Consider the following 20,777-nt stretch of genomic DNA (forward strand, 5'->3'; position numbering starts at 1 on the left):
TTCGTCATAGAGCGAAATGAGATACAATGAGAAGAAGAGGAGGGAACGATGTGCGTTTTCACAGCAAGCTGATGTTGATTATTTGCTCGCTCCTTTTTGGTGTGACTGCCATACTTGGTACGATGTTTGAACAGATGTTGGCGGGTGTATTGGAGCATGAGATCGGGACACGCGCATTGCATACCGCTAAGACTGTCGCGCAGATGTCCGAGATCAAACAGGCGTTTGACGCAGAAGACCCTGCCGAGATTATCAATCCAATCGTGGAAAAAATACGCGTGGACACGAATGCGGCATTTATAACAGTAGGAAATTTGCAAAGCATCCGCTATTCACATCCTGATCCAGAGCAGATTGGGAAAAAGATGGTGGGAGGCGATAATGAGGCAGTATTTCAAGGGCAATCCATCATCTCTGAGACAGTTGGTTCGCTCGGCCCCGGACTCAGAGGAAAGACACCAATTTATGATGAGGAAGGAAAGGTGATGGGGGTCGTTTCTGTCGGCTTTTTGTTTGAGGATATCAATGAAACGATCGAATCGTATCGCAATCGAATCTTCATCATCGGCATCGTCACCTTGCTCTTGGGTGTAGTGGCTACGCTCATTCTTTCACAGAATGTAAAGAGAGCGATATTTGGTTTGGAGCCTGAACAGATCGGACGATTGTATCAGGAGAATCAAGCCGTGCTGGAATCGATTCGCGAAGGCATTGTGGCGGTCAATAAGGAAGGGGCGATCACGCTCGCGAACCAGACCGCTCTCCATATGCTGGGGCAAGCGAAGGATAAAGACAGGATCATGGACAAACAGGACGAGCTGGTTCGTTCGCTGGGCCTTCATGAGGTGATTGAGACTGGGAAAGCCGAATTTGACCGCGAAACGAATGTGGACGAGCACGTATTAGTCGTAAACCGCGTCCCGATTATGGATAAGGAGCGCCATGTTATGGGGGCGGTAGCGAGCTTTCGCAATCGGTCCGAGCTGTTCGAGGTCACACAGGAGCTGTCACGGGTGAAGGAGTACGCGGAAGTCCTTCGTTCCCAGACGCACGAGTACTCCAACAAGCTGCATCTCATATCTGGACTCATCCAGCTCGAATCGTATCAGGAAGCGATTGAAACGATCTCTTCTGAGTTGAATGTCCATGTTCACCATACGAAATTCATTATGCAGGAAGTCCCTGACCCTTTGATAGGTGGATTGTTGCTCGGGAAGCTGAATCAGGCCAGCGAACGCAAAGTCGAGCTGAAAATTGATCCAGATAGCAACTTCCGCGATATCCCGGCCTCAATCGATCGCTCGCAGCTGATTGTCATTCTGGGCAATTTGATAGATAATGCGATGGATGCGGTAAAAGCGCCGGGGGCATCCGCATCAGAAATCACGATTTTCCTACTCAATATGGAAGAGGTCTTACTTATCGAGGTAGAGGACTGTGGACCCGGTATCTCGGAAGAAAATGCCGAACGAATCTTTGATCTGGGCTTCTCTACCAAACAACAACCCAATCATGGCTACGGCTTACATTTAGTCAAACAAGCTGTCTTACACGTACACGGAAACATTACGCATACAGGAAATCCAGCGGGTGGAACAATTTTTACCGTGACGATCCCAAAGGATGCACGCACGGCAGAACGGAAGGAGGCCGTTATCGGTGATACGGGTACTCGTTATTGAAGACGACCTGAGAATCGCAGAGGTAAACCGACGCTTCGTGGAAAAAGTGGAGGGATACGAGGTGATTGGCATTGCCACGAATGGGCAAGAGGCCAAGGATCAAATGGAGATTTTGCAGCCCGATCTCGTGTTGCTCGACATTTATTTTCCTGATATGGACGGCCTCGATTTTTTGTCGATCATAAAGGAGCAGTTCCCTACAACTGATGTCATCATGCTGACAGCTGCCAAAGAAGTGGACGCAGTTGTAGAGGCAATCCGCTATGGCGTATTCGATTTTATTACCAAGCCACTTATCTTTGCACGCCTGCAACAAACGTTACGGAACTATCAGGAGTTCAGGCAAAAGGTGAGTGATTGGAAAAAAGACACCGATCAGATCAGTCAAGCCCAAATCGATGAGCTCATTGCCCGGACAGGCCAAAAGAAGACAACCGAGCCAAGGGCAGTCAAAGGAATTGATCAAATTACGCTGGACAAGATTTCTGGCTTTCTCATGCAAACGCAGGAGGCTACGACAGATTTGGTCAGCAAAGAAACAGGCATTAGCCGTTCGACTGCAAGGCGATATCTAGAGTACTTGGTAGCCAAGGGAGACGCCATCGCAGACCTTTCGTACGGTGTCGTTGGACGTCCAGAGCGCGTATACAAGAGCGTCAGGCGGCAAAAAGAATAATAAAAAACCCTCCGTGCCCACAAGTAAGGTTTAAAGCCTACTTGAGAGTGCGGAGGGTTTTTTAGTTTAGAAAGTACCGATGAACCAACAAAGCTGGCGAGAAGAAAAAGCACAGATCTCGTAGACCTTGACAACGCCTACCCAGTCGGAACTTCAAAAAGGGGACCACGCTTGTCGAACACTTCTTCTCTGAGAAACATCCGCCCGTAGGGTGGCTTTGGCTCGACGGTCCCCTTTTTGGAGTGGAGACGGCCAGTCAATCCACCATGCTGGCGTGTCAGAGTCGAAGAGAACTGTGCTTTTTCTTCTCCACCATGTTGACTCAAAGGTCTACTTAATCACACAGCTCGCTTCCACCCGATAAATGCGCTGGCCGCGAGAAGAAAAGCGCTCCTCGTACTCCGTCATCACATTATCTGCCGCCAGTTTGGACTGGTGCAGGTCAAAGGTGATATTGCGCATCTGGAAGCGCTCGCCCGCGAATTGGTTGAGGGAAAACTCGAACAGCTTCTCGTTGTCTGTCTTCATATGAATCTCACCGTCTGCGACAAGTACCTGACGATAGGTGTTCAGGAAGCGTGCATAAGTAAGGCGGCGTTTCGCGTGACGAGTTTTTGGCCACGGATCACTGAAATTCAGATAGATGCGAGAAATTTCATGATCAGCAAACAAATCGGTCAATTTGGAAGCGTCAAACTGGACAAAAGCCAGATTCGGAATAGTCTTGTACTCCGTACGCTGGACAGCGCGCAGAACGACCTCCGCCTTCAGTTCTACCGCAATGAAATTGATGTCAGGGTGACGCTCGGCCAATGTATTAATGAAGCGTCCTTTTCCACAGCCGATCTCCACATGAATCGGATTGTTATTCCCGAAGCGTTCCTTCCAATTACCTTTATAGGAAAGGGGATTGTCTACGAACGTCGGATATTCTCTCAGGGCCGCTTCGGCACCTGGAATGTTACGCAGTCGCATATGTGCCTCCTTCAAAACGAACTCCTATCTACTTTACGATGACTCCCTGCTAGTTGCAAGTAGAGAGAGAAGAAAGAGAAGCGAGATTTATACGTTCATCACGTGATAAATGAAGGGAAAGGGGTTTTTTGTAAATTGAAGTAGGACAAAAGTCGCATGGTATGGGGATTTTCGCAATTCGGAGCTGGATACATTTTTCCAATTTGAGAGGGACATTCTGGTAAGGAAATAAACTGAAAATTTGAGGGACGCCTATTAAATCAGGCGCGAAGGCGTCAAGCGGTAATGTTATCCAGTTGAAAAAAAGTTTTTGGTAACTTTTTGGTAATTTCATAGTGGGTGAGTTTTGGTAAAGTAGAGAACAAGTGAGAGGTCAGCCAAACTTTGCATAAAATGGTCCCTTGTTGGACAGGGATCTTTTTCAAAAGAAAAGGGAGGATGAACAGCATGAAATTACATAAAGCCCTCATAGGAATCGTAATGGGAGTAGCATTGGGAGTTACATCGATTGTCGCTCCATTGCCAGGAGAGAAAAATGTAGCCGAGGCTGCATGGTCGCAATCCAGGGCGGACAAGGTCATTGCCACGGGGAGAAAGTATCTGGGTACTCCGTATAAATTCGGTGCAAGCAAAAATACCACAGCCGTTTTTGATTGCTCTTCCTTTACACAGCGCGTATTTAAAGTCGCAGTAGGCAAGAGCTTGCCACGCACTTCTCGAGATCAAGCTAAGGTAGGAACGAGTGTATCCAAGGCGAACCTGAAAAAAGGAGACTTGGTGTTCTTCAAGGCGAATACGACGACGACGTCCAAACGGATTACGCATGTGGCGATCTATGCAGGCAACAACCAACTCTTACATACATATGGAAAACCAGGAGTGACGTATTCGACCTTTAAAGGCACGTCCTGGGAGAAGCGCTTCGTTTCGGCACGACGAGTCTTGTAATCTATTCTTCTGGCTCTCTACTTACTAATACGTCTCATACTCTGTGAAGTTGCGATGAGCGAATATGCAAGTTTTGTAAATACAATAGGGAAGAGGGATGATCCATGACAGATCGTCCCTTTTTGCTTTTCGCGCAAAACTCAATCGGATCTCTCTGCGGGTCGAGCGTACTTTTGCCGCCAATAAAAGAAACAAGAAGCAATAAAGAGGGGGATGGAGGCAAGAAGCATAACTTCCTTAGCCGTAAGTCCACATGCGATCAAAAGGCTCGTCAACGCCTGTGATATTGGCTGCAAGCCCAAAGAGGAGAGCGAGACCAAACTCATGATTTTCCCCAACGAGGCTTTTGGCACCTTTTCCTGAACAAAGGAGAGAATCGGTATATTAATGAGAGAAAACGTTACTCCAAGCGTAAAAAGAATCATCAAGCTTAACCAGAACTGTTGAGTAAGACTAAAAGCAAAAAAGACAAGCGCTTGCATCATCATGAAAAGAAAGGCGATCTGTAACCTGTTTTGGCCCAGTGTTGTGAGTGCGAGCACGATTGCCCCGGCAAGCATGCCCAAAGCGAGTGCCCCTTCTAAAAAGCTGTACTGCAGGGTAGAACCAGATAACACTTGATCTACAAAAATCGGTAAGCCGATGTATAAGGGGCCCATTAAAAATACGTTCAGGCAGATGATGGCGGTCAAGAGCAAGGGCAGGAAATCCGATTGTTTGACATAACAGAAGCTTTCCTTAATAGATTCCGTGAGCCTTTGCTGTGGTTTTGATAGTACGGCTGGTTCCTCTTTCGGCATACACCATGCAGATGCACTTCCTATCAGGAGAAGCAATCCAACTAATCCGTATAAAAGGGGGTAACTTCCCCACTCAATCACAAAACCGGCAAGAACAGGACCGAGCAGCTGCGAGGTTTGGTTTGTCGTTTGCAGCACAGAATTTGCACGCAAAAGGGAAGAAGAGGGTACGATTGACGGTATGAACGAATTTTGAGCTGGCCAATAAAAGGCATCGATGATACCGAATAAGAAAGCGAACCAAACAAACAGCGCAAACGAGGAATACCCCCACCAGATAATTCCTCCAAGCAGCAGCATCAAAATTGCTTTCAGCATGCTGGTGATTGACAGGATTCTCTTTTTGCTCATCCGATCAGCGATCGTTCCGCCTATCAGCATGAAGACGATTCTGGGAATTGTTGCAGCCATAAATACGATACCTAATGAAGCCTCCAGAGATAATACCTGAATGATGTACCAGGTTTGCGAGAACAGAAAGAGTGAGAAACTGAGTCCGGAACAAAGTACGGACATCCAAAGAAGGGTAAAAGGTTTTGTAAACAAGCGGGATGTATCCGCTGAAGGGAGGCTAGATTGCTTGGGGACTGCTTCCATGAAAAATCACGCTCCTTAATATTAACCGGTTAAAAAATATTAACTGATTGTTCGAAAGAAAAAACCTAGCCGAATAGGTTTTTTCTACACATGTATTGGACGTAGCGTATTACATTTTGCTTCGTTACTTCTGTCCATCCTTTTTGAATAACGGTTCATCGATTTGAAATCCCGTAATCATCAAGTAGTAATCCTGCTTCGTAGATGGGTCATCTAGAGAGTTCTGCTGCAATTCGTGGAGCAGGTCCCGGTATTTTTGCAAAAAGGACACAAACGCTTGCTCGCTGACTCTGAGTTCAGATTGCAAGGAGATGCGCGGCCATTTCTCGACTTCGGATGACGTCAGGGCAAAGGCTTTTTCAGGAGCACTGAGCGCTCTTGTTTTCGCCCGTTGCAAGACTTCGACGTAGGATTGTCTGGTAGCCTCCTTAGACTCCGTATACGTGAGTAGATGATCAGCAGGTATAAAGCCTCTGGCCACCGCCTGATAGTATTTGAGAATGTTCCCGCCCTTTTCTTCTTTTTTAACCAACTGGATAATGCCATGCTTCTCCAGCTCACGAAGGTGATAGAGAATCTTCGCGCGGGACAGTCCGAAAAGTTGTGAGAGCTGTTGTCCTGTGTGTGGCTTTTCCACCAGATGCATCAGCATTTTCGTGCGTAAAGGATCACTGATCACTTTTAGCTGATCGTAGTTTTCGATTATAAAAATCGACTTTTGCTCCACTATCTATCACAATCCTTTTAACCAGTTAAGATTTGTTAACTTGATTGTAGATGGGAGGAGCTGGAAAAGTCAATACAAAAACCCCTTCCTAAGTGATGGTGATTCACAAAGGAAGGGGTTTGCCTTTACTTGAAACACTAGATTTTCAAAATACCACCCATGCTCGCATTCGTTACCATTTTCGAGTAGCGGGCCAAATAGCCTGTTTTTACTTTTGGCTCGAATTCTTTCCAGCCTTCGCGACGGCTAGCCAGCTCTGCCTCATCCACATGTAGCTCGATCGTGCGTTCTTCGAGGTCAATCGAGATGATATCTCCGTCTTGAACGAAGGCGATTGGACCGCCTTCAGCGGCTTCAGGAGACACGTGACCGATACTGATCCCGCGAGAAGCACCGGAGAAGCGACCGTCTGTAACCAGAGCGACTTCTTTCCCGAGTCCCATACCGACGATTTGCGAGGTTGGAGCCAGCATTTCTGGCATGCCTGGACCACCTTTTGGACCTTCGTAGCGAATAACGACAACATGACCGGATTTGATCTTGCCAGCGGCGATTCCTGCGAGTGCCTCCTCCTGAGAGTCGAAGCAGATCGCTGGACCTTCATGCTTTTTAATAGAAGGATCGACACCGCCTGTTTTGATGATCGAGCCTTGCTCCGCCAAGTTTCCGAATAGAACAGCGAGACCGCCGGAAGCGCTGTACGGGTTGTCCAGGTGACGAATGACTTGATCATTTTTGATTTCAGCGTTGGCGAAGTTCTCACCGAGAGTTTGACCTGTTACAGTGATGCGGTCAGGGTGAATCGCGCCCGCTTTTTTCGAGATTTCTTTCAGTACGGCAGATACGCCGCCTGCCTCGTGGCAATCCTCGATATGATAGTCGGAGGAAGGCGCGAGCTTGCAAATATGCGGAATGCGCTTCGCTACCTCGTTGATGCGCTCGATCGGGTATTCGAAGCCTGCTTCTTGTGCGATGGCCAGTGTATGGAGAACTGTATTGGTTGACCCACCCATTGCCATGTCGAGAGCGAATGCATCGTCGATTGCTTCTAGAGTCACGATGTCGCGTGGCTTAATGTCACGTTCAATCAGATTTTTCAGTTTTTCAGCAGATGATTGTACCAGTTCGCGACGTTCAGGCGAGACAGCGAGTACGGTACCATTGCCAGGCAGAGCCAAACCGATGGCTTCGAGCAGACAGTTCATCGAGTTCGCTGTAAACATACCGGAACAGGAACCGCAAGTCGGACATCCATATTGCTCCAGCTCTTCGAGTTGCTGATCGTTGATCAAGCCTGCTTGGTGAGCGCCGACACCCTCGAATACAGAGGAAAGGGAGATGGAACGTCCATCACTCGTTTTTCCTGCTTTCATAGGGCCACCGGTTACAAATACGGTTGGGATGTTGACACGAAGTGCACCCATGATCATCCCTGGCGTGATCTTGTCACAGTTCGGGATACAGATCATGCCGTCAAACCAGTGAGCAGCGACAACGGTTTCCAAGCTGTCTGCGATGATCTCGCGGCTCGGGAGGGAGTAGCGCATCCCGATATGTCCCATGGCGATCCCATCGTCAACACCGATTGTATTGAATTCGAATGGAACCATGCCAGCAGCGCGAACGGCTTCTTTGACTAGTTTTCCAAACTCTTGCAAGTGCACGTGACCTGGAATAATGTCGATGTACGAGTTGCAAATGGCGATAAACGGTTTATCGAAATCCTCATCCTTTACACCTGCTGCACGAAGCAAGCTGCGATGTGGTGCGCGGTCGAATCCTTTTTTGATCATATCACTTCGTTGTCTGGCCATTTTAAAAAACTCCCTTCCAATACGGAGAATGCCTGTCTTATGTTTTGAACTATCTTATCAATTTTTAATAACAGAAACAACCGTAAAAGTCTGAACATTTGCTCAGTCTCTACTGGTTCGGACAGCAGCTCTCGATTCCCATAGGCTTAGGAATCATAGCGAAATCAACGGGTTTGGGATAAAATAGAAGAATCGATTCTATTTTGGTTGGAGTGAACAAAATGTTAGATGAATTGAAAAACATCTGGTCGGACGGGAATGAAGAGGAGCGTCGCATTCTCGAGCTGGCTGTTGCTGCCATTCATCAGAAGCGGGAACGGAATAGCGCGTTTATCTCTGGGTTTCTTGGATTAAAGGGAGAGTTTATAGACGAAGAGAGACAGTCGTATCGCTTTGAATTGCCTCTGACTCCTTTTATGCACAATTCAGGTCGAGTTGTTCATGGAGGAATTCTTGCTACCTTGATCGATTCAGCGATGGGCTCCTTGATCAATCGGTCCTTGCCACCAAATCAGTATGCAGTGACGACAGAGCTGAAGCTCAATTATTTGCTTCCGGGAAAAGGGGAGCGGCTGCGCGCAGAAGCGAGCTTTTTGCATCGCGGCCAAACGCTAGTGGTCATGGAGGGCAGTGTCTACGATGATCGGGATAGGCGGATCGCCCACGGTACAGGAACGTTCATCGTCTTGTCGAGGAATGTGCCAAAATAAAAAACGCTCCACACCAGCAGGTGAGAACGTAGGTTTGACGAGTGTTATTTAATGACAACAAGGCCGCTGTATTCCGAAATATAATTGAGCATTTTCGCGGAAAGCGGCACGATGAACTCCATGTCTTCTTTTTCGACGATGCCGGATCGCGAAACAATTCTCGCCCACTTGGCTGTCAGCTTGTAGTAATCAGAACCAAACGAGGCGTGAACCATCTCACTTTGATGACGGAACGTGACAGGTGCAGCGTCCAGCTTCAATGGGACCATGGTGATGATGTCCTGCAAAAACAAATGATAGGTCATGTGAGGCTTGAAAAACACAAGCTCCTTTGTCGTAACAGAGAAGCCGTAGCTATTGTTCATTTGGGTGAATTTGAGCTCACCCTCCATATTTTTCAGCCGAATGAAGTCGGTATTCATAGTTATCCCCCTCCTTCGGGTGTCTTTCTATGATAGTAATGTTACCTGTATTAGTGCAAGTGAAAGGTTGTTCCAAAAGTCGTCTTTTGATCACGAAGTAGTCCAGAAAGCGAATTCGACATCGAATATGGCGTTCATCTCTGAAGTCCGGTGCTCATGTAGACTGCCTACATTCCGCTCCTCCTTCGTTCGATTCACGCCATCTTCTCGGTGCTGAAAAGCCGACTTTTTGAACATTCATTGAAAGGTTGTTCCAAACGTAAAAAGGAGCGAAAGATCATGATAGAAATTGCAAAAGAAGCAGCAAGTGTCGCTGGTGCGTTTCTGAAGGAACGCTTTCTCGAACAGCTCGTGCCCGATGAGGAATTGCATAACGACGTGAAGCTACCAGAGGATAAAGGCAGTGAAAAGCGCATCATTGAGGTACTGCATCGCCACTTCCCGACACATACGATTTTTTCTGAAGAGGTCGGAATGGTTTCTCGCGAGGAAGAGTATTTGTGGATTATCGATCCATTAGATGGAACGAATAACTATTTTATCGGCTATCCGTATTTCTCGATCTCGATTGCGTTGCAGCACAAGGGTGAGCTGGTGCTTGGTGTCGTCTACAATCCGGTAGCAGGTCAAATGTTTTGGGCGGAAAAAGGAAAAGGAGCCTACCTGAACGGAAAACGCATGAGTGCCAATAACCGCCAAGACCTCACACGTGCAGTAGGTACATACATTCGTGGACGCGACACGGTAACGAAGGAAGAGGAGATGGCTTTTACGGAACCGTTTGTCTTCCAGACCAAGCGTCTCATGCGAAATATTGCGCCTGCACTGGACTGGTGCTTACTGGCTAACGGATGGCTCGATTATATCGTGATGCAACGCTCCAATATTATGGATGTGGCAGCTGGAATTGTCATCGCCCAGGAGGCGGGTGCAACGATTTCGGACTGGTCTGGAAAACCGTATCAGCATGAGCCATTCCAACAAGATCACACACCTTCCTTAGTAGCGAGCAACGGACATTTGCATGAAACGATTCGCGGTATGATTCAACAGGAACGCAAATAGAAAAGTAGGACTTATGTAGCGGTTTATGGCTCTGCTGGATTTCTTTTCATTTATTGGCAACCAAATGTTTCGGCGGACGTATAAAATTGTTGCGCATGATTTGCTATTCTGTGATAGGTAAAAGAGGTGAGAAAAATGGCAAGGTTGGAATATCGGTTGCTGGATGAGGCGAGGGGATACCCTGTTCTGTTTTACTACGACAATGTAAACAAAGATGAGGTCTCCTTGCGTTTCGCCTGCGATTATTTGGTGAAGGGGCATGTCGTTTATGAAAAGACGTCCTGTGCAATCGAGAATGGCACGTATGTGATTTACGTCAAGCGCTCAACAGAAGAGCAAGCTGTCGATTACGCGGAGGCTGTGTCTGCACGCTGGGGCAGCATCCAGATCGAAATGCGTGAATATCAAGAAGATGCACGCGTTTATCCGCTCGTACACACGTTTTATTTCAAAGACGACGATGATGCTCTCTTGCATTTGCAAAGCGACTATTTGTATGTGAACGGACGTGAATGGGAGAAGACATCGGCCGAAGTGGATGAAGATCGGCAGGTTTATGTTTACTACGCGAAGCCAGTGTAGGAGGAAGAAAAATGGCACAAACGAAATCGAAGAAAGTAGTCGGTCTGTTCGTCGCGGCTGCACTTGCGATCAGTGGTTGTTCATCCGGGGACGACTATGATGACGATTGCTACGATAACGACAATGACGGCTATTGTGACGATAGCAGCAGTGGGGGTTCGAGCTCCACTTACAGGTCTTACAAGAGCAAATCCGGAGTATCGAGTGGGATAAGCACGAGCAGCTCCAAGGGTGGTATCGGCAGCTCGGGCTATTCCAGCTCCGGGTGAGGTGATGGAAGTGGAGGATCATAACCGACGAGAACGAGAGGCACTGTACGGCCCGATGCGGGAGGAAGGAGTGTTTACCTGGGATTGGATGTATGGCGAGGAATATGCGCTTCATGATATCCACCTGATCTCTCCCTCATTTCGAGTGGAAATCGCGATGGCGACTGAGCGACTTGGGCAGATATTTACCAAGGTCGTTCCGGTATTGCAGCGTGCAGAGGACTCCCTGTTAGTGGAATTAGGAGTGCCAAAGCAGGCTTTGCAGGCAGTCAGGAACGTCGTTTCCCAAACAGTGCCGACTGTGATTGGACGCTTTGATTTTGCCCAGACGACAGAAGGATTGAAGATGCTTGAGTGCAATAGCGATACCCCTACAGGAATCGTCGAGGCGTTTTATGTGAACGGTCGTGCTTGTCACCATTTCCTGCGCGAGGACCCGAATGAAGGGATGGAGCGGCAGTTGCGTTCGGCGTTCAGTAAGGTGATCGACGCATATCGGGCGCAGGGCTATAATACGGATTCTGTCTGGTTTAGCTCGCTCGACTGGCATGAGGAAGACAAGGGAACGACATTGTACTTACTGAACCAATCGGGTCTGTCTGCCCGGTTTGCCGCTTTGGAGCATTTGCGTGTTTGGCAAGATCGCCTCTATGTAAAAGAGCAGGAAGAGTTACTGCCAGTCGATGTGCTGTACCGCCTGCATGCTTTGGAAAAATTGGCGGAAGAAAAGGATGAAGATGGCTACCCGACTGGTGAGCATGTGCTTTCGCTGATTGCCCGTAAAAAACTGGCCATTATTAATCCTCCTTCTGCGTTTCTCATTCAGACAAAGGCCTTGCAGGCGCTCATCTGGAACCTGCATGAGGGGAATGAGTTTTTCACGGAAGAGGAACACGCGATTATTAAAGCTTATATGCTGCCTACTTATTTTGAAAATCGGTTTGCAGGCAGGGAGGACTACGTCACGAAGCCGATATTTGGGCGGGAAGGTGGCGGTGTCATGCTGTTTACATCAGATGGTACGTTGCAAGAGCAGGATCAGGAAGAGTTTTACTGGGAGCAGCCGATGATTTATCAGAAACGGGTAGAGCTGCCAGAGATAACGGTTCAGACGATGAAGGGAGCTTATACTGGACGGCTACTTTGGGGGTCCTTTTGGATCGGCACAGAGGCATCGGCCATTGTAGCACGTGTCGGAGGACCGATTACAAACAACCTATCCTATTATTTGCCAGTCGGCATAGACAGATAGCGAAAGGAGAGGACAACTTACATGTTGGGACAATTGGATTACGTATTAAATTTTTTGGCGTATTTGGCAGTGACCATTCCGATATTGGCTGTGGGGATTTTTGTTTTTACGATTACGACTCCTTACAAGGAGTTTGATCTGATCAAGCAGGGAGCACAGACTGACGATCCGAAGAAAGTGGCAGCGGCAAAAGCAGCCGCGCACGATTTGGGAGGAAAAATCATCGGTTTGGCAATCGTCCTCGCTTCGGCCGTATACCACTCTGTTAACTTGTGGGATTTGGTCATCTGGGGTATTGTAGGAATGGTATTCCAAGTCATCATTTTTTATTTGTTCGAATGGGTCACACCATTCAAAGTCGTGTCTGAAATTCCGAACGGGAACGTATCCGTCGGTATTTTCGCTTCGCGGTTGAGTATTGCAGCGGGCTTGTTAATGGCTGCGCTGATCAGCTACTAAGCATGGAAAGAGGCGTTCACCTTCGAAGTCCGGTGCTCATGTAGGATCTCTACATTTGGCTCCTCCCGCTTCAGGTTCTTCGCCTCTTTTTCGATGCTGAACAGAACATGTTGTGGACATGCACTTATGAGCACAGGGAGGAGTCTTTTTGTTCTGGCGCGTCATGTATGAGATTTTTATCATTATGCTTGTGATTACGTATGCGATCCTGTTGTTCGCGGACTTCTCTAACCATCCTCTCTTGACAGATGAACTGATGGACAAGGTCGACACTGGGCTGATCATCATGCTGATTGTCGAGTATTTGTTCCGGTTATGGAGGGCGAAAGACAAGCGGAAATTCGTTTATGCCAACTGGTTCGATCTGATCGCGATGATTCCATTGGACTCGTATTTGTATTTAGCCAGATTCATGCGCATACTTCGGCTGGTGCGCATTGTGCGTGCTTCGCCGTTTTTGTTGGGAATCATTCGTTCAGGCCCGATGCGTCAAGTATTTGGCGTCGTCTTGATCATCATGCTGTGGAGCTCGACTGCTATTTATTTGCTCGAATACGGTGTAAACGAGAACATCAAAAGCTTTCCCGATGCACTATGGTGGTCGATTGTGACAACCACAACAGTCGGCTACGGTGATATTTCGCCTGTGACGGCAGGTGGAAGGATCATGGCAACGATCTTGATGATAACGGGGATCGGAATGCTTGGAGCGTTGACGGCGAATTTTGCTACACATTGGACAGAGACACATGAAAGCAAAAGCCAGGATGAGACAGATCGTTTGACTGAAGAGATCAAAAAGCAGACGATCGCAAATATACAACAGATCGAAAACCTGACCGAGCGTGAGTATGAAACGCTCAAAGAAAGTATGGATTTGCTGTATCGTCGAACGAGGAAAAAGAGTGAGGAATAAGAGGAGCTGTCAGGCATTAGGCCTGGCAGCTTTTTTATGTGATTTTCTCGAGAGCGTAATGCTGTACAACAAATTCACGAAAGGTCTGTGCAGCAAGTGACAAGTAGTGCTTTTCATGCCACACCAAATGAGGAGTCCATTGGCAAACAGGCTCCTCAATATGAAGGAGCGTAAGCGGTGGCAACTCCTTTTTGGCGGCGAATGGTAAAAATGCAACACCAAGGCCAGCGCGTACCAAGCCGCTGATGGCTGCAGGTTCGTCCCCTTCACATACGATATTGGGTAGAAAACCAGCCTCTCGACAGAAAACATCGGTGATCTCACGGAAGCTATACCCCGGTTTTAGACTGATGAACGGATCATTTGCTACTTCGCTGAGGTGGATTCGATGGCGGCCTGCGAGACGATGCGCACTTGGCACTGCCAGTACGATCTCTTCCGTCAATAAGGGCAGATTACAGATTCCCGGCCGATCAATCGAGGAAGTAGCGAGGCAAAAGTCGATTTCACCTTTTTCGAGCAGTTGAACCTTCAATTCGTCTGTAGTTGCTTGGGTTATCCGAAAGCTGATGTGAGGATATAAGGATAGAAAAGGTGCCAGTAATTCAGATACTCGATTCAAGGTTGTCGTAGCTAACAAAACACTTCCACGTTCCAATCCAGCCAGGTCTGCAATTTCGCGCTTCCCTTCTTCCAGCGCCCCAAGAGCTATATCCACCTTCTTGAGAAAAGCTTGTCCAAAAACATTCAGGCGGATTTGTCGCCCAATCCGATCAAATAAAGGGACTCCTAATTCTTCTTCCAAGCGAGCGATGGTAACACTTAAGGCTGGTTGAGCGATACGAAGTTCTTGGGCCGCCTTTGTCATATGTTGTGTACGAGCGACTGCTTGAAAATACTTAAGTTGGAGCAATTCCATATGTCGTTCCACCTTCTATTGATATATCAGGGATTATTACTATGATACAAAAATATACCCAAAAATATTTCGAACGTATTCAGGCTAAGAGCCAAAATGAGCTGAATCTCGCTTATTTGTCCCATCTCCAAAAACAACATGTTCTCAACGTTCACTTTGAGAATCTCGACATTCTTGCCAAAAAGCCTCTGTCTTTGCGTGAAGAGGATCTTTATCAAAAAATTGTCCATGCAGAGCAGGGGGGCGTGTGTTACGAGCTAAACGGGATCTTTTATTTTCTGTTAAAAGAACTGGGCTTTGAACCGTATCTGATGGTAGGAACCGTCTACGTAGGAGATGGAGTCTGGGCTCTTGAAAACGCCCATATGTTCAATATCGTACCGTTTGATAACAAGGAATACTTGGTGGATGTAGGCTTTGGCGGTAATTCACCACGGCTACCTGTTCCGCTGAGCGGGGAAGAAGTGATGGATAGTGATGGAATTTACCGTGTATATAAGGATGAATCCGAATCGCTTTACTATTTGCAAAAAAAGACAGAGGAGGATTGGGAAACGCTATATCGATTTGAGACACCTTTCAAGCACTGGAATTTAGAAAATATCTATCCAATTTGTGTGCTAACGGAAACATCCCCTGAATCCATGTTCAATAAGGTGTATTTCCTTTCGAGAGTGACGGAAACAGGGCGTATCACCCTGTTGGGAAACACGTTGATCATCGTCAACGGAAAAGAGAAAACAAAAGAAAAACTGAAAGATCATGAGATTGAGGAAACAGTTCGGCGCTACTTTGACTTTTCCATTTGATGAGAGGAACAACCGCTTGGAAAAATGATACAACAGCCATCCGCGTATATTGGGGTAGCTGTTGTTTTTACCATTCAAAAGATTTTGTTATTGACGAGACAATACATCCCAATTATAATTCCGAGTAAACATATAAGAATTACAAAATAAGTTTGGATAAGAGGGATTATCCGATGGCGAAAACAGCGGTTTTGGTAATTGCTCACGGTTCGCCCGATCCTGACTGGTTGGCGCTGGTGGAATCAGCCGTTTGGCAGTGCCGCACTGATTTGCCAATTCGGGTAGCTTACTTGGGAGGAGTGGAAGGACGAAGCATCAGTGATGAAGTGAAACGTCTGGAAGCAGTAGGAGCGGCAACGATTGTCGTCGTTCCGCTATTCGCTACGGCAGGAAGCAATCACGTAGGGGAAATCCGCGCAATGCTTGGACTGGACCCGTGGCCTATAGGAGAGACAGACCTGATTCGCGTTCCGGTTCAGGCAAGAATTCTCTGGTGTCCGCCATTGGAAGATCACGTAAACGTCGAGCAGATCGTGGCAGAGCGAATCGCAAGCCTATCGCTGGCACCTAGTCAGGAAGCTTTGTTGCTCGTCGGGCACGGCAGTGACTTGCCTGGATGTCATGAGCGCTGGGAAAAGCTACTCCTGCGCCTGACATTCCGTCTGCAAAACCGCTACGCATTCGCTGCCGCCGGATATGCGACACTGAGACCCGATACGTTGTACGAACAAGCCTGTTCACTGGCACAAAAAGGGGACGTCCTTGTACTTCCACTGTTCGTCAGCCAGGGCTACTTCACGCGACAAGCGATCCCGAAACGGCTTGCGGGCTTGGCTTATCGCTATGAGGGCAGTGCGTACTTGCCTCACCCATTGATTGCGGACTGGATGACTCAGTCGATTCGAATGGCAGTGGTAACGGACATCTTCTCACAAAGGAGCATGTATGAGCATGGCAGAGAGAAAGCAGTGGAAATGGGCTGATGATCCCTCCCTCAACAAAATGGAGTTTGCGAAGCTGGAAAAAGATGGACTGGACGTCATCGAGACGATCGTAAACACCTATTCCAAAGAAGGTTTGGCATCGATTGAATCTTCTGACATGGATCGTTTTAAATGGGCAGGTGTCTATCAGCAGCGACCAAAGGACGGCAACTTTATGATGCGCGTGCGCATACCTGGAGGCATTTTGAGCAGTGAACAAGCTCGGGTGCTCGCTAAGATCGCGGAGGATTATGGACGTGATCTGGTGGATGTGACGACACGTCAGGCCGTGCAATTTCACTGGCTCACGGTAGAATCGCTCGCTAATATTTTTGAGCGGCTCGCAACAGTGGGGCTTTCCTCTTATGAAGCATGTGGAGACTGCCCGCGGCAAATCATGGGGAACCCACTGGCAGGAATTGATCCGCATGAAGTGCTGGATACACGCCCAATCGTTGCGGAGTTGGAAAAATTCTTCTTGCTCAATCGCGACTTCTCGAATCTGCCACGCAAGTACAAAATATCGGTTTCTGCCAATATCCATAACGCCGCGCATGCACAAATCAACGACCTGGCTTTCACTCCGGCCAAAAAGGTCATTGCTGGCGAGGATGTTATCGGCTTCCACGTCTGGGTAGGTGGTGGCTTGTCAGCGAAGCCATACTTGGCGAAGCAACTAGATGTTTTCGTGCGACCAGAAGAGGTCGTCAAAGTAGCGGCAGGAGTTACGACTTTGTTCCGCGATTTCGGCTACCGTCAAAAACGTACGCATGCACGTCTTAAGTTCTTGGTCGCTGACTGGGGACCGGAAAAGTTCAAGGAGCAATTATTGGAGCAGGTTGGCGAGCTTGAGACGGGTGGTATCGATTTAACCTCAGGCTGGAATGGCGGATATTTTTACGGCATTCACGAGCAGAGCCAAGCAGGACTGTACTACGCAGGTTTGTCTGTTCCCGTTGGGCGGATGAATGCAGAGGAACTAAATGAACTTGCCCGTCTGGCGGACGAATACGGCGATGGAACGATTGGCACCTGTAACACGCAAAACGTCTTGATTCGCAACCTTCCCGAAGAGAAGGTTGCAGCTTTCCGTAATGAGCCGATTATTGTGAACCGCTTCAAATTGAAGCCCAATACGTTTGTTGGGTATGCCGTATCATGCACAGGCACGGAATATTGCAATCTGGCTATTGTGGAGACCAAGGAGCGGATGCGTTCGCTGGCTCAATATTTGGATGATACAGTCGTTCTCGAAACACCGCTGCGCATTCATATGATTGGTTGCCCGAATTCTTGCGGTCAGCGCCAAATTGCGGATATCGGCCTGCAAGGCGCATTGGTCAAGACACCGAACGGGATGATTTAGGCATTTGATATCCACGTAGGCGGGACACTGGAAGAGCCGCAATTCAGTCGCAAGCTCAACGCACGGATCACCGTGGACAGACTCGGTCCGTTCCTTGCCCAACTGATCATGCTTTACAAGGTGGATCGTCAAGAAGGCGAACCATACTGGCGTTACGTGGAACGAGTAGGACTTTCTCAGATACAAGAGCAGGTAGACTCGATTTTTCAAACCGCGTAATGGCTATCTTTCGAGCGAGGAGGGACATCTCATGGCAGAGGAACAAACAGAGAGCTACCTGTACAAGCTGGAAGCCGTGCTGGAGGAAGGGCGGCTACTGACGGTTGTGGTGATCGCCAAAACGGATGAGCGAGCCTTCTCTTCAGCCGAGAACAATCTCTTGCGACATACGATAGCGCCACCTCGTATAAATGAGCTGAGTCTGGTAGAAAAGAAGCCGCTCGGACGCCAAGGAGTCGGGTACGTAGTGGAGACCGCCAAGTTTGGATAACGTCGCCAATACGGCGAGGGCTCTTCCTGTGAAGGAACTAAGCAGCAAGGAGGACGGATCCGTAATGAACACAGGCAGAGTCGTTTTTGTCGGGGCTGGACCTGGTGATCACAAGCTGCTGACGATTCGCGGCATGGAGTCGCTTCGCCTTGCGGATGTGATTGTGTACGATCGCCTTGCAAGTCCGCAGCTTCTCTCGCACGCAAAAAAGGGAGCCACCCTCATCTATTGCGGGAAAGAGGCCGATCATCATACATTACCACAAGAGGAGATCAACCTCTTGCTCATCCGAGAAGCCCAAAAAGGGAAGTACGTCGTTCGACTGAAAGGCGGAGATCCGAGCATGTTCGGGCGTGTAGGAGAGGAAGCGCAGATGTGCCGGGAGCATTCTGTTCCATTTGAGATCGTGCCGGGGATTACTTCCGGGATGGCGGCTCCACTCTATGCGGGTATTCCGCTAACTCATCGTGACTACAATTCTTCCGTCGCTTTTGTCACCGGTCACTTGTGTGAAAAAAATGCGGGGAAGGAACCGGACTGGGCAGCACTCGCCTCGATGGAAACGTTGGTCATCTACATGGGTGTGAAAAATCTGCCTCGCATCAGGGAGCGCCTTCTTGCGTATGGAAAAGACGCCCATACGCCCGTTGCTCTCGTGCGCTGGGGGACGGTGCGTGAGCAGGAGACGTTGATCGGCCAGCTTGGGACAATAGATAAAGAAGTAGAGCAAGCTCGTTTTGCCGCACCGTCCATCATCATTGTTGGTGAGGTCGTTCGATTGCGCGAATCGCTGAACTGGTACGAATCGCGCCCGTTGTTCGGTCAGCGGGTAGCCGTTGCTGGCAGAGCGAGCGAGGAAGGGCGAAACAAGCTCGTGAGCACACTGGAGCAGCTGGGCGCTGAAGTCATGCCGATTCCTCTGATCGAACGCTGCACTTTTGACACACCGTTAACAAAGCTGGCTGCTTATCGTTGGCTCGTCTTCGCAGATGAACGGCAGGTGTCATTTTTTACTGCTGGCTTACGACAACAGCGTTATGATATCCGGCGATTGACGAGTAAGTTGGCTGTTTGTGGGCAAGGGGCTTTCGAGGCTTTCGAAAAAAGCGGGATATACCCAGAGCTGGTACTGGAAGAAAACACACCTCTACTGGCGTTGCCCGACTTACTAGCTTTGGAAAAAGAAGAGCAGGTGCTTTACCTAGGGGCAAGGCAACCGCAAACCATTCAGTTATCCCACGGCAGGGTGATTCAAGTGAACCAAGCGGGCACGGTGGAATGGGAAGAGGCACACCCTGATACCAAAGTGGGAGAAGTGCCATTTGACTGGCTTGCCACGACTGACGTTTATGCGCTGTCAGCACTGCAGCAATTCGCTGGCGATGCTTGGGAAAAGACACCGTTAGTATGCGCCGATGTGGAAACAGTAGCTGCAGCGAGAGAAATAGGCTGGCAAATCGTGAGCAGTCCTGTAGAGCATGCTGGAGATATAGAAGGGCTCCTGACGTGGATCGACAATGCCAAGCGCGGGGCGCATCCCGTGTTGTCGGCTGGGTCCGCAGGGAAAGTAGTACGATGAATGGGCAAGGAGGGGGCACATGAGCCAGCTGAATTATGCGTCAGCTACAGAAGAACAACTCGCTTCCATCAATAATAGTCTCGCAAAGGGCGACACCATAGACGTAATCAAATGGGCCTACGAGATGTTTTCAGATGATTTGATTTATTCGTGTAGCTTTGGGGCCGAGGCCATGGTGCTGCTCGATATGATCAGTGATGTGAAAAAGGATGCCAAAGTCACTTTTTTGGATACCAATCTTCATTTTACCGAGACGTACAGCTTGATTGAACAGGTGAGCGCACGGTATCCCGAACTGCGTCTGACGATCAACCAGTCGGACATCACGCTGACACAGCAGGCAGACTTGCATGGCGAAGAGCTATGGCTCAGGCAGCCGGATTTATGTTGCCATATTCGTAAGGTTCAGCCGATGGAGAGCGTGCTGACTGGAGCAGTTGCATGGATGTCAGGACTTCGCAGAGAGCAGTCTGCTACGAGAGCGAATGTCGCGTTTATCAATCGCGATGAAAAGTTCCAATCGCTGAAAATCTGCCCGCTCATACACTGGAAGTCAGAAGAAGTGTGGCAGTACATTCGTACATTCGAATTGCCGTACAACTCCCTTCACGACCAGAGCTACCCGAGCATCGGTTGCGCTCCATGCACTCATCCGGTAAAAGCGGGCGAGGACTCCCGAGCCGGACGCTGGGCGCAAGTGGGCAAAACGGAATGCGGTCTGCATCTCGCAAAGTAGA

At 48.6% G+C, this 20,777-nt stretch carries 21 protein-coding genes and 1 pseudogene; 16 read left to right on the forward strand and 6 right to left on the reverse strand.

Features of this window, described 5'->3' with window-relative positions:
- Nucleotides 1-50 precede the first annotated feature (50 nt).
- Nucleotides 51-1,682 (forward strand): ATP-binding protein, encoded by a 1,632-nt coding sequence (locus tag ACFYU8_RS13225; RefSeq protein WP_483862286.1) that lies wholly within the window; start codon nt 51-53, stop codon nt 1,680-1,682.
- Nucleotides 1,660-2,358: a DUF977 family protein gene (locus ACFYU8_RS13230; RefSeq protein WP_390299384.1), complete on the forward strand. Its 699-nt coding sequence runs from the start codon at nt 1,660-1,662 to the stop codon at nt 2,356-2,358. Before ACFYU8_RS13225 ends, ACFYU8_RS13230 begins: the two co-directional genes overlap by 23 nt.
- Before the next feature lie 330 nt (nt 2,359-2,688).
- Here the strand turns inward: ACFYU8_RS13230 and trmB are convergent, their stop codons facing one another.
- Nucleotides 2,689-3,333: a tRNA (guanosine(46)-N7)-methyltransferase TrmB gene (trmB, locus tag ACFYU8_RS13235; protein WP_390299387.1), complete on the reverse strand. Its 645-nt coding sequence runs from the start codon at nt 3,331-3,333 to the stop codon at nt 2,689-2,691.
- Nucleotides 3,334-3,780: 447 nt separating this feature from the next.
- On the opposite strand from trmB, the gene ACFYU8_RS13240 reads away from it, so the two are divergent.
- Nucleotides 3,781-4,281 carry a C40 family peptidase gene (locus ACFYU8_RS13240; protein WP_390299389.1) on the forward strand — a complete coding sequence of 167 codons (501 nt, stop codon included), beginning with the start codon at nt 3,781-3,783 and terminating at the stop codon, nt 4,279-4,281.
- A gap of 140 nt (nt 4,282-4,421) precedes the next feature.
- On the opposite strand, the gene ACFYU8_RS13245 is transcribed toward ACFYU8_RS13240, so the two are convergent.
- The 3 genes from ACFYU8_RS13245 to ilvD all read right to left on the reverse strand — a co-directional run bounded on the left by ACFYU8_RS13245 (nt 4,422) and on the right by ilvD (nt 8,219).
- Nucleotides 4,422-5,678 carry an MFS transporter gene (locus ACFYU8_RS13245; RefSeq protein ID WP_390299392.1) on the reverse strand — a complete coding sequence of 419 codons (1,257 nt, stop codon included), beginning with the start codon at nt 5,676-5,678 and terminating at the stop codon, nt 4,422-4,424.
- Nucleotides 5,679-5,802: 124 nt separating this feature from the next.
- On the reverse strand, nt 5,803-6,405 hold the full coding sequence (locus ACFYU8_RS13250; protein ID WP_390299394.1) for an ArsR/SmtB family transcription factor: 603 nt from the start codon (nt 6,403-6,405) through the stop codon (nt 5,803-5,805).
- Between the two features lie 137 nt (nt 6,406-6,542).
- The gene (gene ilvD / locus ACFYU8_RS13255; RefSeq protein ID WP_390299397.1) at nt 6,543-8,219 is read right to left on the reverse strand and encodes a dihydroxy-acid dehydratase; all 1,677 of its coding nucleotides are present in this window, start codon (nt 8,217-8,219) and stop codon (nt 6,543-6,545) included.
- A 221-nt stretch (nt 8,220-8,440) separates the two neighbouring features.
- Here ilvD and ACFYU8_RS13260 point away from each other — a divergent pair, with 221 nt between their 5' ends.
- Nucleotides 8,441-8,929: a PaaI family thioesterase gene (locus ACFYU8_RS13260; protein WP_390299400.1), complete on the forward strand. Its 489-nt coding sequence runs from the start codon at nt 8,441-8,443 to the stop codon at nt 8,927-8,929.
- Nucleotides 8,930-8,973: 44 nt separating this feature from the next.
- Here ACFYU8_RS13260 and ACFYU8_RS13265 read toward each other — a convergent pair whose 3' ends face one another.
- Nucleotides 8,974-9,351: a hypothetical protein gene (locus ACFYU8_RS13265; RefSeq protein ID WP_390299403.1), complete on the reverse strand. Its 378-nt coding sequence runs from the start codon at nt 9,349-9,351 to the stop codon at nt 8,974-8,976.
- Between the two features lie 279 nt (nt 9,352-9,630).
- On the opposite strand from ACFYU8_RS13265, the gene ACFYU8_RS13270 reads away from it, so the two are divergent.
- The 6 genes from ACFYU8_RS13270 to ACFYU8_RS13295 all read left to right on the forward strand — a co-directional run bounded on the left by ACFYU8_RS13270 (nt 9,631) and on the right by ACFYU8_RS13295 (nt 13,894).
- On the forward strand, nt 9,631-10,416 hold the full coding sequence (locus tag ACFYU8_RS13270) for an inositol monophosphatase family protein (protein WP_390299406.1): 786 nt from the start codon (nt 9,631-9,633) through the stop codon (nt 10,414-10,416).
- Nucleotides 10,417-10,551: 135 nt separating this feature from the next.
- Nucleotides 10,552-10,998, forward strand: coding sequence for a hypothetical protein (locus tag ACFYU8_RS13275; protein ID WP_390299409.1), 447 nt, complete (start codon nt 10,552-10,554; stop codon nt 10,996-10,998).
- Nucleotides 10,999-11,009: 11 nt separating this feature from the next.
- Nucleotides 11,010-11,267, forward strand: a complete 258-nt coding sequence (locus ACFYU8_RS13280; RefSeq protein ID WP_069847752.1) for a hypothetical protein — start codon at nt 11,010-11,012, stop codon at nt 11,265-11,267.
- A 4-nt stretch (nt 11,268-11,271) separates the two neighbouring features.
- Nucleotides 11,272-12,519, forward strand: coding sequence for a glutathionylspermidine synthase family protein (locus tag ACFYU8_RS13285; protein WP_390299834.1), 1,248 nt, complete (start codon nt 11,272-11,274; stop codon nt 12,517-12,519).
- 21 nt (nt 12,520-12,540) lie between these two features.
- On the forward strand, nt 12,541-12,978 hold the full coding sequence (locus tag ACFYU8_RS13290) for a DUF350 domain-containing protein (RefSeq protein WP_390299414.1): 438 nt from the start codon (nt 12,541-12,543) through the stop codon (nt 12,976-12,978).
- Between the two features lie 148 nt (nt 12,979-13,126).
- On the forward strand, nt 13,127-13,894 hold the full coding sequence (locus ACFYU8_RS13295) for a potassium channel family protein (protein ID WP_390299417.1): 768 nt from the start codon (nt 13,127-13,129) through the stop codon (nt 13,892-13,894).
- Nucleotides 13,895-13,928: 34 nt separating this feature from the next.
- Here the strand turns inward: ACFYU8_RS13295 and ACFYU8_RS13300 are convergent, their stop codons facing one another.
- The gene (locus tag ACFYU8_RS13300; RefSeq protein WP_390299420.1) at nt 13,929-14,813 is read right to left on the reverse strand and encodes a LysR family transcriptional regulator; all 885 of its coding nucleotides are present in this window, start codon (nt 14,811-14,813) and stop codon (nt 13,929-13,931) included.
- A 41-nt stretch (nt 14,814-14,854) separates the two neighbouring features.
- Between ACFYU8_RS13300 and ACFYU8_RS13305 the strand changes: the two genes are divergently transcribed.
- The 6 genes and pseudogenes from ACFYU8_RS13305 (at nt 14,855) to ACFYU8_RS13330 (ending at nt 20,776) form a co-directional block, all read left to right on the forward strand.
- The gene (locus ACFYU8_RS13305) at nt 14,855-15,622 is read left to right on the forward strand and encodes an arylamine N-acetyltransferase family protein (protein ID WP_390299423.1); all 768 of its coding nucleotides are present in this window, start codon (nt 14,855-14,857) and stop codon (nt 15,620-15,622) included.
- Between the two features lie 173 nt (nt 15,623-15,795).
- Complete coding sequence (locus ACFYU8_RS13310) at nt 15,796-16,605, forward strand: sirohydrochlorin chelatase (RefSeq protein WP_390299426.1); 810 nt, start codon at nt 15,796-15,798, stop codon at nt 16,603-16,605.
- Nucleotides 16,574-18,190: pseudogene (locus ACFYU8_RS13315) on the forward strand (nitrite/sulfite reductase). The gene ACFYU8_RS13310 and the pseudogene ACFYU8_RS13315 overlap by 32 nt, the downstream one beginning before the upstream one ends.
- 31 nt (nt 18,191-18,221) lie before the next feature.
- Nucleotides 18,222-18,461: a DUF3906 family protein gene (locus ACFYU8_RS13320; protein WP_390299428.1), complete on the forward strand. Its 240-nt coding sequence runs from the start codon at nt 18,222-18,224 to the stop codon at nt 18,459-18,461.
- A 64-nt stretch (nt 18,462-18,525) separates the two neighbouring features.
- Nucleotides 18,526-20,040, forward strand: a complete 1,515-nt coding sequence (gene cobA, locus ACFYU8_RS13325; protein WP_390299431.1) for a uroporphyrinogen-III C-methyltransferase — start codon at nt 18,526-18,528, stop codon at nt 20,038-20,040.
- 19 nt (nt 20,041-20,059) lie between these two features.
- Nucleotides 20,060-20,776 carry a phosphoadenylyl-sulfate reductase gene (locus ACFYU8_RS13330; protein WP_390299435.1) on the forward strand — a complete coding sequence of 239 codons (717 nt, stop codon included), beginning with the start codon at nt 20,060-20,062 and terminating at the stop codon, nt 20,774-20,776.
- Nucleotide 20,777 lies beyond the last annotated feature (1 nt).

It is taken from the genome of Brevibacillus sp. NPDC003359 (assembly GCF_042878995.1).
In the GTDB taxonomy this organism is placed as follows: domain Bacteria; phylum Bacillota; class Bacilli; order Brevibacillales; family Brevibacillaceae; genus Brevibacillus.

Bases quoted from the DNA above. Each gene is read 5' to 3' on its own strand.
- trmB (WP_390299387.1), bottom strand. From the start codon at position 3,333: ATGCGACTGCGTAACATTCCAGGTGCCGAAGCGGCCCTGAGAGAATAT.
- ACFYU8_RS13240 (WP_390299389.1), top strand. From the start codon at position 3,781: ATGAAATTACATAAAGCCCTCATAGGAATCGTAATGGGAGTAGCATTG.
- ACFYU8_RS13245 (WP_390299392.1), bottom strand. From the start codon at position 5,678: ATGGAAGCAGTCCCCAAGCAATCTAGCCTCCCTTCAGCGGATACATCC.
- ilvD (WP_390299397.1), bottom strand. From the start codon at position 8,219: ATGGCCAGACAACGAAGTGATATGATCAAAAAAGGATTCGACCGCGCA.
- ACFYU8_RS13260 (WP_390299400.1), top strand. From the start codon at position 8,441: ATGTTAGATGAATTGAAAAACATCTGGTCGGACGGGAATGAAGAGGAG.
- ACFYU8_RS13265 (WP_390299403.1), bottom strand. From the start codon at position 9,351: ATGAATACCGACTTCATTCGGCTGAAAAATATGGAGGGTGAGCTCAAA.
- ACFYU8_RS13270 (WP_390299406.1), top strand. From the start codon at position 9,631: ATGATAGAAATTGCAAAAGAAGCAGCAAGTGTCGCTGGTGCGTTTCTG.
- ACFYU8_RS13275 (WP_390299409.1), top strand. From the start codon at position 10,552: ATGGCAAGGTTGGAATATCGGTTGCTGGATGAGGCGAGGGGATACCCT.
- ACFYU8_RS13280 (WP_069847752.1), top strand. From the start codon at position 11,010: ATGGCACAAACGAAATCGAAGAAAGTAGTCGGTCTGTTCGTCGCGGCT.
- ACFYU8_RS13285 (WP_390299834.1), top strand. From the start codon at position 11,272: ATGGAAGTGGAGGATCATAACCGACGAGAACGAGAGGCACTGTACGGC.
- ACFYU8_RS13290 (WP_390299414.1), top strand. From the start codon at position 12,541: ATGTTGGGACAATTGGATTACGTATTAAATTTTTTGGCGTATTTGGCA.
- ACFYU8_RS13300 (WP_390299420.1), bottom strand. From the start codon at position 14,813: ATGGAATTGCTCCAACTTAAGTATTTTCAAGCAGTCGCTCGTACACAA.
- ACFYU8_RS13305 (WP_390299423.1), top strand. From the start codon at position 14,855: ATGATACAAAAATATACCCAAAAATATTTCGAACGTATTCAGGCTAAG.
- ACFYU8_RS13310 (WP_390299426.1), top strand. From the start codon at position 15,796: ATGGCGAAAACAGCGGTTTTGGTAATTGCTCACGGTTCGCCCGATCCT.
- ACFYU8_RS13320 (WP_390299428.1), top strand. From the start codon at position 18,222: ATGGCAGAGGAACAAACAGAGAGCTACCTGTACAAGCTGGAAGCCGTG.
- cobA (WP_390299431.1), top strand. From the start codon at position 18,526: ATGAACACAGGCAGAGTCGTTTTTGTCGGGGCTGGACCTGGTGATCAC.
- ACFYU8_RS13330 (WP_390299435.1), top strand. From the start codon at position 20,060: ATGAGCCAGCTGAATTATGCGTCAGCTACAGAAGAACAACTCGCTTCC.